Annotated in this window: 11 protein-coding genes and 1 pseudogene; 3 read left to right on the top strand and 9 right to left on the bottom strand. The window is 39.7% G+C overall.

From position 1 onward, the window contains the following. Nucleotides 1–2: 2 nt before the first annotated feature. On the bottom strand, nt 3–716 hold the full coding sequence (locus ACQKMH_RS07340; RefSeq protein WP_427586758.1) for an anthrax toxin lethal factor-related metalloendopeptidase: 714 nt from the start codon (nt 714–716) through the stop codon (nt 3–5). Between the two features lie 218 nt (nt 717–934). Between ACQKMH_RS07340 and ACQKMH_RS07335 the strand changes: the two genes are divergently transcribed. Further along, nucleotides 935–1,177 (top strand): hypothetical protein, encoded by a 243-nt coding sequence (locus tag ACQKMH_RS07335; protein WP_427586757.1) that lies wholly within the window; start codon nt 935–937, stop codon nt 1,175–1,177. Nucleotides 1,178–1,688: 511 nt separating this feature from the next. Here the strand turns inward: ACQKMH_RS07335 and ACQKMH_RS07330 are convergent. Beyond that, a complete protein-coding gene (locus ACQKMH_RS07330; RefSeq protein ID WP_427586756.1) occupies nt 1,689–2,459 on the bottom strand; it encodes a TerC family protein in 771 nt (256 codons plus the stop codon). A gap of 197 nt (nt 2,460–2,656) precedes the next feature. Next, complete coding sequence (locus ACQKMH_RS07325; RefSeq protein WP_427586755.1) at nt 2,657–3,274, bottom strand: YpjP family protein; 618 nt, start codon at nt 3,272–3,274, stop codon at nt 2,657–2,659. A 437-nt stretch (nt 3,275–3,711) separates the two neighbouring features. Between ACQKMH_RS07325 and ggt the strand changes: the two genes are divergently transcribed. After that, nucleotides 3,712–5,400 (top strand): gamma-glutamyltransferase, encoded by a 1,689-nt coding sequence (gene ggt / locus ACQKMH_RS07320; RefSeq protein ID WP_427586754.1) that lies wholly within the window; start codon nt 3,712–3,714, stop codon nt 5,398–5,400. Here the strand turns inward: ggt and ACQKMH_RS07315 are convergent. The 4 genes and pseudogenes from ACQKMH_RS07315 to ACQKMH_RS07300 form a co-directional block, all read right to left on the bottom strand. After that, nucleotides 5,388–6,179, bottom strand: a complete 792-nt coding sequence (locus ACQKMH_RS07315) for a class I SAM-dependent methyltransferase (protein WP_427586753.1) — start codon at nt 6,177–6,179, stop codon at nt 5,388–5,390. The two genes, ggt and ACQKMH_RS07315, sit on opposite strands and share 13 nt — an antisense overlap. 66 nt (nt 6,180–6,245) lie before the next feature. After that, nucleotides 6,246–6,686: a BrxA/BrxB family bacilliredoxin gene (locus tag ACQKMH_RS07310; RefSeq protein WP_427586752.1), complete on the bottom strand. Its 441-nt coding sequence runs from the start codon at nt 6,684–6,686 to the stop codon at nt 6,246–6,248. A 333-nt stretch (nt 6,687–7,019) separates the two neighbouring features. Next, nucleotides 7,020–7,511 (bottom strand): DinB family protein, encoded by a 492-nt coding sequence (locus ACQKMH_RS07305; protein WP_427586751.1) that lies wholly within the window; start codon nt 7,509–7,511, stop codon nt 7,020–7,022. A 148-nt stretch (nt 7,512–7,659) separates the two neighbouring features. Further along, nucleotides 7,660–8,281, bottom strand: a pseudogene (locus ACQKMH_RS07300) (hypothetical protein). 178 nt (nt 8,282–8,459) lie between these two features. Here ACQKMH_RS07300 and ACQKMH_RS07295 point away from each other — a divergent pair. Then, complete coding sequence (locus tag ACQKMH_RS07295; protein WP_427586750.1) at nt 8,460–8,918, top strand: hypothetical protein; 459 nt, start codon at nt 8,460–8,462, stop codon at nt 8,916–8,918. Between the two features lie 95 nt (nt 8,919–9,013). Here the strand turns inward: ACQKMH_RS07295 and ilvD are convergent, their stop codons facing one another. Both ilvD and ACQKMH_RS07285 read right to left on the bottom strand, forming a co-directional pair. Next, complete coding sequence (gene ilvD, locus ACQKMH_RS07290) at nt 9,014–10,684, bottom strand: dihydroxy-acid dehydratase (protein WP_427587533.1); 1,671 nt, start codon at nt 10,682–10,684, stop codon at nt 9,014–9,016. Nucleotides 10,685–11,043: 359 nt separating this feature from the next. Further along, nucleotides 11,044–12,180 carry a conserved virulence factor C family protein gene (locus ACQKMH_RS07285; RefSeq protein ID WP_427586749.1) on the bottom strand — a complete coding sequence of 379 codons (1,137 nt, stop codon included), beginning with the start codon at nt 12,178–12,180 and terminating at the stop codon, nt 11,044–11,046. Nucleotides 12,181–12,192 lie beyond the last annotated feature (12 nt).

Below are 12,192 nucleotides of genomic sequence, written 5' to 3'. Positions count from 1 at the left end.
GTTTAATCTAATTGTTTAATAAAATTATAAGTCTCGGGCGCTTTTTGTCTCAGTAATTGATTTTGTTCGAAGTTTACATAAAACATGGCAAACGTTTCTGCGAAGTATTCTTCAGGATAATTGGAAAAATACGACTGTCCGGGAAACAGTCCATTGACTTCCTTACCCCAAATACTCAAAAAATCCATATCCTCACGTATTCCATCATAAACGATATTATCAATGGAATGTGCTAACTCATGTAGCTCCAAATTGACAGAGCCATGCCCGTGCCCCTTGTCACTCGCTCCGATTTTAACCAATACTGTATGGGATCCGCCCATTCCAGGCACATCATCCCAAGTCGTATTTTTATTTAAATAACCACGCGGGAATTGTCCCTTTAATTTAGCAGCAGATTGGTTTTCGGTTAAATTACCGTTAAAAAGTTTGACCCTAACACCACTCTCAGCAGTTTTCACCAATAGGGAATGAGGCAATTTATCAATGGTTCCTACGATTTTCAATGCTTCCGTTTGATCGTATTCCCCTTCTGATGGAAACAAAAAAATACTTTGCAGTTCTTTATTTTCTTTAAATAATTCACTTTGTCTTATAAGATTATCTTTGGGCAAATTCCGCCATTTTACTCCATCTTCCTTTGCCAAGGAATAGGAGAGCATAGAGAGGAAAAAGGCAAATAAGGCAAATATGGTTAACCATTTTTTTCTTTTCACAATCATCTCCCCTTTCTCCAGTTCTCATTATCGTTAGAATATATATGTTTCTTAAATTCTCTAAATCTTTCATACTATTATATTAGTATAACATATTGACCTATTGTAAAAACTCTATGTTTTTTTGGTAATTTCGGTTGCAAAACATCAACAACGAACCATTGTTCCAGTCTTTTCATATATCAGTAGTATAATCGTAAAAGGTTTAAGGTGATTACATGGAAACCGATAATAAAAAAGCCAGCCTGAATGAGCATCGTGAACTTGCCGAAGAAGTCCTTGATATCTACAGTTTAAAAGTGTTCATCATACTCGACCTTTTGCTGTTCGCCATTTTCCTTGGCATACTGCTGCATCCGTTACTCTCTTCTCTCTGGCTTAACGTTTTATTGCCTTTACTTTTCTTCACTTCATTCACCATCCTTCTTCAATTACTTGATATTTTCCATAAAAAAAGCTGACATCATTTCTGATGTCAGCTTTTTTAGTTTGTAGACTGAATCCTTTTTGATTTTTTATTGAATGAATAGCAGATGGGCATAGCTAACAATTAAAATGTTCATCGTACACATAGTCATGTTTGCGGAAGAATCTTTCTTTTGTTCGAGGACGTGTATAGGGTAAAGCAGGTTTGCTTTCTTTCCCTTTCATCAAGTCATACATGAAAGTGAAATCTATGGATGTCTCCATTTTACGAAACAAATGGTACAAGGGCTCCAGTTGATCTCGCTGAATTGAATCATGTTGGCAAAAGGGGTTCTATCTAACTGTTAAAACAACGTTGATTGGAGCGGATGTTCGAGACTCCTGCGGGAATACGTGTCCGAGGGAGACCCCGCAGGCGCAGGGCGCCGAGGAGGATCCAGGACCGCCCGCGGAAAACGAGTGCCTGGAGTAAAAATCAACGTTCCATTATTCGTTCCATAAAAAAAGCTGACATCATTTCTGATATCAGCTTTTTTTTAATAGTGATCAACCATGTTCTTTTAGCTTTTTCCCTTTCTTAAAATGAAGCGCGATTGTGGTACCGAAAATCATTAGAATAAAGGCAAAAAAGATAGCAGGCGGGATTTCAATCCCTAAGACAGCAATTAGCATTTTTATAGCAATGAATCCTATAAGAACATATGCAGCATTTTCCAATTCCGGAACCTTATCTATCAGTTTTAAAAATAATCCTGCCACTCCTCGCATCATCAAAACACCAATCATCCCGCCGGTCAAAAGGACCCAGACTTTTTCACTCACACCAAAGGCGGCCAAGACGCTATCGACGGAAAATGCTATATCCATCAATTCCACTGCGGCCACCGTCCCCCATAATGTACCAAACATACGGATCAGCAAGCTGTTTTTACTCATCCCCTGGATATCTTCATCGTTACCAGCTTGTTTTCTTCTTTTATCCCGAAAGTATTTAAAAGAGAGCCAGCCAAGATAGGCCGCCCCAATCACCTTTACCCACCAAAGCTTAATGAGGAACACACCAATTCCAATCGCTACAAACCTGAAAGCGTAAGCACCTAATAAACCATAAAAAAGTGCTTTTTTCCGTTGTTTTACCGGAAGGTGCCTGACCATTATTGCCAATACCAAGGCGTTATCCGCTGATAGTAATCCTTCCATCAATACGAGCGTCCCAATCAATCCCCAGCTCACTGGATCGGATAAAACCTCCACCCACATATGCCAATCGAAAAATTGGGCATATGTTTGAATGATGTTATTTAACAACTCTGACATGATAAAGACTCCTCTGCTGCTATAACTTACAAATAAAATAACCACTTAAAATAACATTCTTCCCATTAATGAGAAATACTCTACTTTATTTCAAACACAAAATAAATACGTTGCATGACAACGTATCATTTAATGCCTATTATAAATTCCATTTCCATCATACTCTTACACATAAATAAAATCAACGAACCCATCCACTATGAGAGCATTCGCTTACTTGTCCACTCTGGCGGCGTATTTTTATCCCAATATATTTTACCTATATCATAATGGGTGGCAAATGAATCATGATAGGTATGATAATGAAAATTGAACCAATATCCCTCCAGTGGAGGATTTTCCTGCCTGACATGGAACCTGATGATATCCTTGCCGCTGATTGAATCATAAATATGAAAAATTTTCTCAGCCCTACCCGCACTTGGCTGCTCAGTGATCGTTAATTGTTGTAATTTTTCATCTGGAAATTGCGTAGCCATTTCTGTAATGGCTTCTTCCACTTTTGGAAATATGGCCATTTTGAACTCATCGCCAATTTTAGGCTTGATCTTATCGCCAAATTTCATAAAAGCGTTTTCCTCCGCTTTATCCAGAATGCCTGATAAAAATTCTTCCCGGTTGAATTCGTCTTCCAGTTCAGTCGGTTTCTGTGAGGCAAGATAGGCTGAACCTTTTTCTTCCACCAAGCCCTTTTTAGCATCCTTTAACGAATCGGCTTCAGCTAGCCAAGCTAGATCTGAAGGAGTGACAAGACCAAACGTCAAAACGGATACTAAAATGATGAGACTTTTCCTGAACCAAACCGCTGTTTTCAAATCACACTCCCCCTTCTTTTTCATATTGTCTTTATATTTAGTATACTTTTATTTTTTAGTAATTACGAATATATAGTTACCTATGTTTCAAAAATCAAAAAAAAGGATAAATACCTATATAATCATCATGAACCCAACCTTTTTCACTAAATATCCCCATTTCTAAATTTATAGGGAGGATTTTTACGATAATTGGAGAACTTAATTAGATTCAAGTCTTTTTAAGGAGGGGTCTTATATGGCTTTGACTACAACTGCCATGGTGGCTTTATGTCTTGTTACATTAGCATTTTTCGTATATTTATCATTTGCTGATTAAGAATAAATAAATACCTACGAAAAATCTCCTTGTCATTTAACTACAATGGCAAGGTTTTCTTTTCACATAAAGTCGTTACCCTTTGGCAGATAAAGGACTGAATACTGGAGGAATCACTTTGGAAAACATCAATGAATACAGTAAAGATAATGATTACAAGAGAGAAACCGCAACAGGAAAGGCTGGAATGGTCGTTACCGCTCATCCCGTAGCTACTTCCATTGGGGAAAAAATATTACGTGAAGGCGGAAATGCAGTTGATGCGGCGGTTGCCATCCAATTTGCACTCAATATTGTAGAACCTATGATGACCGGTATCGGCGGCAGTGGCTTCCTTATGGTATATAACGCAAAAGATAAGAAAACAAAAATATTCGATGGCCATGTAAGAGCACCTAAAGCCGCACATCCAAACATGTTTCTTGATGAAAATGGGGAAGTCATCCCATTTAAAAAGCGTTCGATCAATGCTACTGCTGTTGGTGTTCCTGGAATACTGAAGGCAATGGACGAAGCTCTCACTGCGTACGGAAGCAAGACTTTAGCTGACCTCATCGAGCCTTCCATTGAATTTGCTGAAAAAGGAGTTCCTGTTAACTGGGTATTTTGTGACGCCCTTGAAAACTTTGAATACCGCTTAGGTGATGAAGCCCGTAAATTCTTCATTCCCAACGGTAAACCATATAAAGCAGGCGACTTGATGATAAAAGAAAAATTGGCGAATACCTATCGAATATTACAACGAGAAGGTATTTCCGCTTTTTATGAAGGTGAAATCGGAGAAGGCATCATTTCCTGTATACAGGAACTTGGAGGTTTCATGGAGCTTTCTGATTTACGGGATTATAAAGCAACCATTGATGAACCCATGTATGGAACGTATAAGGATTATGAAATTGCTTCATCGATGGCCCCAAGTGCTGGCGGATTCACGGTCATCCAAATCCTGAAAATATTGGAGAGCTTCCATATTGAACAATATGACGTCCATTCTTGGGAAAAATATTACCTAATTGCAGAAGCGATGCGTTTGGCATTTACAGACAAAAAGGCATTTCTTGCGGATCCCGAATTTGCCGAATTACCATTGACGGGGCTTATGCATGATGAATATATAGCTAAACGGCGCTCTTTCATTAATTTCAAAGCAAGGAATAATGCCATCGACTTCGGTAATCCTTGGATCTATGACTCCGTGAAACAAAGGGAAGTCATCCCACAACCTAATGACGAAGATATTAGTGAAACGACACATTTCACCGTCCGTGACAGATGGGGGAATATCGCAGCATGTACGTCCACTGTGGAACATCCATTCGGCTCGGGCATCATGGTTTCCGACTATGGTTTCATGCTGAATAACGAACTGACCGATTTCGATTCCTTACCAGGGGGAATGAATGAAGTGGAGCCAAACAAACGTCCTGTAAGCTGTAAAAGCCCGACCATCATCTTTAAAGATGGCGAGCCCATTTTGACACTTGGATCACCAGGAGGACCAACCATCATCAGTTCAGTCGTTCAAACAATCATTAATGTACTCGATTTAAAAATGGACTTGAAAGCAGCCATTGAAGAGCCTAGGATTTTCACTCCAATGGGCCCTCATATCGAATGGGAAGCAGGAATGGATATGACCAGCAAAGGTCACTTGGAAGCAATGGGCTTTGCCTTTAACGATAACCCCCACTCTATAGGGAATGTCCAGGCCATTCAAATCAACCCTGATGGCTCAAACTATGGTGCTGCCGATTCAAGCCGAGAAGGCTGTGCCATTGGTCTAAACGAGACAGATTATAAATCTTGATCATTAATGGAAATGAAGCCAAAATGAAATTTGGATGTTTTTCTTTTTAGCACGTCGAATCCAAATTCCTCAAAGCGGGAGCTGCGAAAATGGTCTTTCAACACGACTCTTTTTCGCGCAACCCGCTTGGCTTCGTTTATAATTCCCATCGATAAATCCTTACCTTCTGCAAAATGAGTCAACCCCTTGATTCCATTCGATTCAAAAATCGTTTCCTCAAACATGGGATCGAAATATACGACATCAAAATGATTTTCCGGTAATGTTTTCAATAATTCGTAATGATCCGCTTGAATGACCTCAATTCTTCTCATCGCGGAAATCATTTTTTCTTCTGAATCCTCCCATGTCTTCAACCCATGTTCCACGAGCAAGGCCAAATATGGATTTCCTTCCAATGCTACAACCTGCCCCTGTTGACCTGCTGCGAAGCTAGCGACAATCGCATCAGAGCCCAAGCCCAAAGTGCAATCAAGAACAGAACTGCCTTCATTTATATCTCCGGCGACAAGAAAAGGATCACTTTCCCCGCGAATGATTCTTTTTAAACGGACCATTGCAAAGTTCGGGTGAAAAAAGAATGGTTCTTTCTCCTGGTACCGATATAGCTCCATCCGTTTTTTGCCAAAAACGAGGCAATCATCTTCATCATTATCCGATTGGATATCTCTCACCGATCGTTTTCTTCGGGCTATAAAGGGGATATGTAATTCTTCCGCTAACCTTTCGGCTAATATCATCGTTTCATTATCGGCTCTTCCTACTGTAGTGACAAACATGATCCTACCCCTTCATACGCTCTTAAATTTGAAAAGAATGCCCCGTTTCCAGGACATTCCGCTTCATCACTTATTTACTTGACTGAATGCTGCCAATAAATTATCCATAATTGCTTCCATTGGCTGTCCTTCTATATCATGACGAGGAATGAAATGTACGACCTCTTTGCCCTTTAAGAGAGCCATTGATGGTGAAGAAGGTTCTATTCCATCGAAGTATTCACGCATTTTAGCTGTCGCTTCCTTATCTTGACCGGCAAATACCGTTACAAGGTGATTCGGCTTACCCTCTTCCGCTTGGAGTACAGCTTGAGTAGCAGCTGGACGGGCTAACCCGGCAGCACAACCACAAACGGAATTTACAACCACAAGCGTCGTACCTTCTACGGATTCCATAAAGTTTTCAACCGCTTCAGCGGATTCCAACTCCTCAAAACCTGCTTGCACCAGTTCCGCACGCATTGGTTTCACCATTTGTTTCATATATTCATCATATGCCATTGACATAAAAAAAACCCCCTTGGTTACAATTCTTCAATTAGTATAATCATACTATATTCTTACGTGCATATGCAAAAATGACGCTTAGAGCATTGTAAATTTGTTGTTACACCTAGAGTCAATTAAACCCATTTTTTAGCTACCAAGGAAAAAAGGTGAGAATACTTTCATTCAACCACCATGTTCGTTTGAAAGTCGGCTTCTTTCTTAAATAGCTTTGTTAAGTAGTATGGTTGTTTTTCAGGTATAAAATATGGGAACGTCCGATTTGGACGTTCCCGTTCTTATTTCATTAAAGCCCCCCTATAATGGAATAACTGTAAAGCTAATGAAGCTTTTTTAAAAGCTTCGTTTCGCAGCCCAAGCACCTTGCATTTTACTTAGGAATACAATTTGCCCAATATGATAGGCGTCGTGCATTGCTAAACTCTTCAGTTCAAGCACTAATGAATTATCTCCTGGAATCTGTCTATACAAATCTTCATGTTCTGATTTTGCTAGTATTTTTCCAAGTTCACGATGAACATGAAAGTATTCTTGTTTTGTTTCCTTCCAATTTTCTAACGTCTCAGTTGGTAATCGAAATGTAGAGTCATTATTTTCTGCCTGTGGTTCATTCGCTGTTTCACCAAGAAATCGCATCAGATATCTCTTTTCAAAGAAAAGTAAATGACAAACTAATTCCCAAATGGAATTCATTGCCCCATCAGCTGGTTTCCAAATTGCCTGTTCAAAAGTGATGTCCTCTAGCACTTTTTCAAGTGGTGGAAACCAGTCTTCTTCATCTAAGCAGCTTGCCCATTGTTGTAACAAAAGTGTCTTTACATCCATTTTCTATTCCCTCCAATTTAATCCCTTTAATAGATATCCTTTGGTCAAAATTCATTTGCGCCGTGTTATAAATAGCTCACTAATTAAGGTGTCATGCCAATTCCTTGTTCAATTAAACTGGCCCTTTAACGGAACAAGGAACGTTCCGTTATTTGGAAAATTCTGATAATCTTAGTTTATCATAAGTTGTGTTAACTGAGAAAGAACAACTGTCTAAAACATTTTGGTTATCGTAAAGTTATCTTTTATATGTTTGTACCATTAAAACGCTCCATCCAGCTCTTTAACGGCTGTGATAATTATTGACATTCTGGATGTGAAAAACCCTTTAACTCGCTCCCTACCATTTGCTTTAAAGCGATGATGCTCTGTTCAATGCAGTTAGAATTTTATGCCTCCAATAAAAAAAGCGTCACATAATGAGCACCAATGAGTTTAGCTGATTTCTGAAGGGAATACCCTTCAATCATACATTCGATGAACTGAATCCATTTACTGTGTTCGTCATATCTGTGAATGTTTCCCGCACTCTTTGCAGCGGTAGCTTTGACGTTCAATGGTATTGATTGTAGTTTTTACCTGATATTTACCGAAGCGAATAACATTAGTGGATTGACAATGGTGCAGGTGTAGCCGTCTTTGTGTTTCTGTTCTGATGCATCAGTGAATACAGACTCTGTTTCTCCGGCACTCCCTAATGACTACTTCAATCGCTGCTGGTCGTTTTGGCTTAGGTTTCTGAATTGGTTAATTATGTCCTCTAACTCCATTAAAACTCACTCGCTCTCGGTAATTTCAGTTCATAACAGAACGAGCGTTCGGGAAAATCAAATAACAACATTATTCTTTAATAAAGCCTCTTAAATAAAAAGGGCAACAAGAGAAATACAATCCGTATTAAGACCATAACAAGGGTAAATTAACTAAAAGGATTAAAAGAGGTGTAAGATGAAAGAATTTGTTCTGGTACTATTCATTATCTCAATTTATGTTATTCAGCCATCATATTCAAAGGCAGAAACAATCCCTTGTAGTATGGTTTTGGAACCAATCGATAAAAAACTTTCAAATGCAATGGGTACGGCATTAGTTTATAAAGTACAATTACGTCCACCAAGTTTTGCACGAACTAATATAAGTATTCTTGGAGTACACCTTCCACAACCATCATCCTACGGAAATTACGATAGCTATGAAGGACTTGCTTACATTCCAGGCGTGATTAGTTGGCGATTTCTGCTCTATCCTTCCCCGGAAGAAAACGGTCCTACTTGGGCTGGAAGATTTGATGAAATTACAGCGAAAGTGGAAAATGCAGAAGTGCAGGTACGTCTTTCTAATTCGAAGGCTGAAAAATTAGGACCCATTATATTAAGAGGAAACACGAAAGATTGTAAGGAGAGATAACCTAGCTTATACGGTAATAACAGAAGAGGGCCTCTTGCCGAGTCCCCCTTCTGATGATTCATATAGAAAGAAACTTTTGGAACATATAGCCGAAATTAAACTTTCATTACTCCGCCCGAACTTGCATTCGTTACAAGTTTGGAATAACGGGCTAAATAGCCTGTTTTAACTTTTGACTCGAAGCCTTTCCAATTTGCTTTGCGTTTTTCGAATTCTTCATCGGAAATTTCCAATTGGATTGTACGATTATTCAAATCCAACTCGATGATGTCTCCATTTTCCACAAAAGCGATCGGGCCTCCCTCAGCTGCTTCGGGGGAAATATGACCAATACTGATGCCTCGGGATGCACCTGAGAAGCGGCCATCTGTGATCAAACCGACTTTCGCTCCAAGTCCCCTCCCGACGATTTGGGATGTGGGTGCCAACATTTCCGGCATCCCCGGCCCCCCTTTAGGTCCTTCGTAACGAATGACCACTACATTTCCTTCTTTTACTTTGCCAGTAATGATTCCGGAAAGCGCATCTTCTTGGGAATCGAAGCAAATTGCTGGACCTCTGTGGTAGCCACCAACTGATTCGTCAACGGCTCCCACTTTTATGATCGAGCCTTGAGGGGCAAGATTACCAAACAATACCGCAAGACCCCCACGCTCAGAATGAGGATTATCTAAAGGATGGATAACATCCGTGTCCAAAATTTCACAACCGGCAACATTTTCGGCAAGAGTTTTACCTGAAACAGAAAGGCAGTCACCGTTAAAGGCACCTGGTTTTTTAAGTAACTCGTTAATGACGGCACTTACACCACCGGCGTTATGTACATCTTCGATATGATAATCGGATGCAGGTGCAATTTTCGCCAGATGAGGTACGCGGTTAGCTATTTCATTAATGCGTTCCATTGGATATTCAAAACCAGCTTCATGGGCCAGTGCAAGTGTATGCAAAACAGTGTTAGTCGATCCGCCCATCGCCATATCCAAAGCAAATGCGTTATCAATTGCATCAATCGTCACGATATCACGAGGCTTGATATCCTGTTTGATAATCTCCATCAATTGTTTAGCGGATTTCTTAACGAATTCTTTACGCTCTTCAGCTACCGCTAAAATCGTACCATTTCCTGGAAGCGCAAGTCCTAAGCCTTCAGCCAGACAGTTCATGGAGTTTGCCGTGAACATTCCTGAACAAGATCCGCAAGTAGGACATGCAACTTCCTCGATTTCCTGTAACTCTTCTTCGTTGATATTACCTGCTTGATAAGCGCCCACCCCTTCAAAAACAGAGGTTAATGAAAGAGATTTACCGTTTTTGTCTTTACCTGCCTTCATAGGTCCGCCACTAACGAATATTGTAGGAATATTGACACGAAGTGCAGCCATCATCATTCCCGGCGTTATTTTGTCACAGTTTGGAATGCAGACCATCCCGTCAAACCAATGTGCAGATACAACAGTTTCCACGGAATCTGCAATGATTTCACGGCTAGGTAATGAATAGCGCATGCCGATATGACCCATTGCAATTCCATCGTCTACCCCGATTGTATTAAATTCAAAAGGAACACCGCCTGCTTCGCGTATTGCTTCCTTCACTATTTTTCCGAATTCCTGAAGATGAACATGACCTGGAACGATATCGATGTAAGAATTACAAACCGCGATGAACGGTTTTCCAAAATCTTCTTCTTTAACGCCTGCTGCACGCAACAGACTTCTGTGCGGAGCACGGTCGACTCCTTTTGTAATCATGTCACTTCTCATATTTGATGTAGACATTTGTTGTACCCCCAATTTTCACTAAATGATTGATAATTTAATATAATATAATTTTTAGTATACTCTAAAAATTCTAACATATTTATGTACAAATGCAACCATTCAACACGTAAAAATCCACAAATATCATTTTTCTAAAATAATAGAACAGATTTCTATCCTTTGAAACTACTATATCGCAACGAAAATATGCTTTATTGGTGTTTTGGACGATGATCCACTTGAATTTTACCGAACCCCCTTTATTCAAGTTCTTCTTTCTTGCCCATCATGCAACCTCTTAAAAGTTCCATAATAATAATAAAAGGCATGCGGGCTGAATCACCCGTATGCCTTTATTACATTCACTTATCATTCACTTGCCTTGATTCTGTCATTTGCTTCCAAACTGAACCTTTTGCTTCTTCCCCATTTTCGATGCGATCAATGGCCATTTTGACCTGAAGGGCCACTTCGAATTCAGGATCCTGTTCCGCTTGTTTAAGAAAAGGCAGGGTCGTTTCATTTCCCGCTTCGAATAAAAACATCGCAGCCCGCCATCTGACCAATTTATTTTTATCCGAAAGGGCTTGCGACATTTCCCCCATCGCTTCTTCAAAGCCCAGATCTGACAAACAGTCACCAGCGGTTCTTCTTACTGCTGCACTTTTGTCTTTCAATGCTTTATACAAACTTGGAAGCACTTTTCTATCTTCGATCATCCCCAAGTAAACAACGGCAAGCCTGCGGATGGAAACCTTACCATCAGAAAGGGCCATGTCCAAAACTGGAATATCATCGACAGTTGGATCATCCATTTGATCTAACGCCTGATACCGTTTTTCCCAACTTTCGTCATTGAGCATTTCTGCCGTCAGTTTTATTTTTGGACGTTTTACGAATGTTTCCTTTTTATCTACCATTTCTTTCGCGGCAGCCACTAGCTGATTAATTCGTTCTTCCGGATAAGCTGCAATCAACTCATCCGATACTTCCTTCACAATATCTTCCATATCTCCATATCTTACGCCATAATCCTTCCATTTTCGGAGAAGGACAACATTATCCTCTTCTTTTTGGGCAGCGGCAATGCCCTTTATAAAATATTCTGGTAAAGCAAAACGTTTTTCTTGTTGGCTATCACTCGCTTTAATTTGCATCGGAATACCTTTAAATTGTTGAATGGCAACCGATACTTCACCATAATGCTCATTTAAAACATTTTGCTGATTTAGTTCTTCGGTTTTTTCCCCGAACACCTGTCGGATTTGGATCAAGATATCTTTCCAATCATATTTCGCATTGCGCTCAACTGCCAAGAAGTCCGCAACATGATATACACCTTTCACTCCATCGATCGTAAATAAATCTTTAATGAGCTGAGGCGCTTGTTCAGCTTGATCCTTTTTATAATTATTGCTTTTACCTGCTAAAAGCTCTTCAGTTAGATTGATTTTCATTGTATTTGGACTTGGTGTAGGTTCTATTGATTTTATTTTCAAATTTGATTCTCT

The sequence above is a fragment of the Peribacillus sp. NPDC097895 genome, assembly GCF_050277555.1.
Lineage (GTDB): Bacteria > Bacillota > Bacilli > Bacillales > DSM-1321 > Peribacillus.
The sequence above is the reverse complement of the archived record's forward strand: the minus strand, read 5'-3'. Positions and strand labels throughout refer to the sequence as shown.

Coding starts and splice junctions, on each gene's coding strand:
- ACQKMH_RS07335 (WP_427586757.1), top strand. CDS start 935: ATGGAAACCGATAATAAAAAAGCCAGCCTGAATGAGCATCGTGAACTT.
- ACQKMH_RS07330 (WP_427586756.1), bottom strand. CDS start 2,459: ATGTCAGAGTTGTTAAATAACATCATTCAAACATATGCCCAATTTTTC.
- ACQKMH_RS07315 (WP_427586753.1), bottom strand. CDS start 6,179: ATGTTTGTCACTACAGTAGGAAGAGCCGATAATGAAACGATGATATTA.
- ACQKMH_RS07310 (WP_427586752.1), bottom strand. CDS start 6,686: ATGTCAATGGCATATGATGAATATATGAAACAAATGGTGAAACCAATG.
- ACQKMH_RS07305 (WP_427586751.1), bottom strand. CDS start 7,511: ATGGATGTAAAGACACTTTTGTTACAACAATGGGCAAGCTGCTTAGAT.
- ACQKMH_RS07295 (WP_427586750.1), top strand. CDS start 8,460: ATGAAAGAATTTGTTCTGGTACTATTCATTATCTCAATTTATGTTATT.
- ilvD (WP_427587533.1), bottom strand. CDS start 10,684: ATGAGAAGTGACATGATTACAAAAGGAGTCGACCGTGCTCCGCACAGA.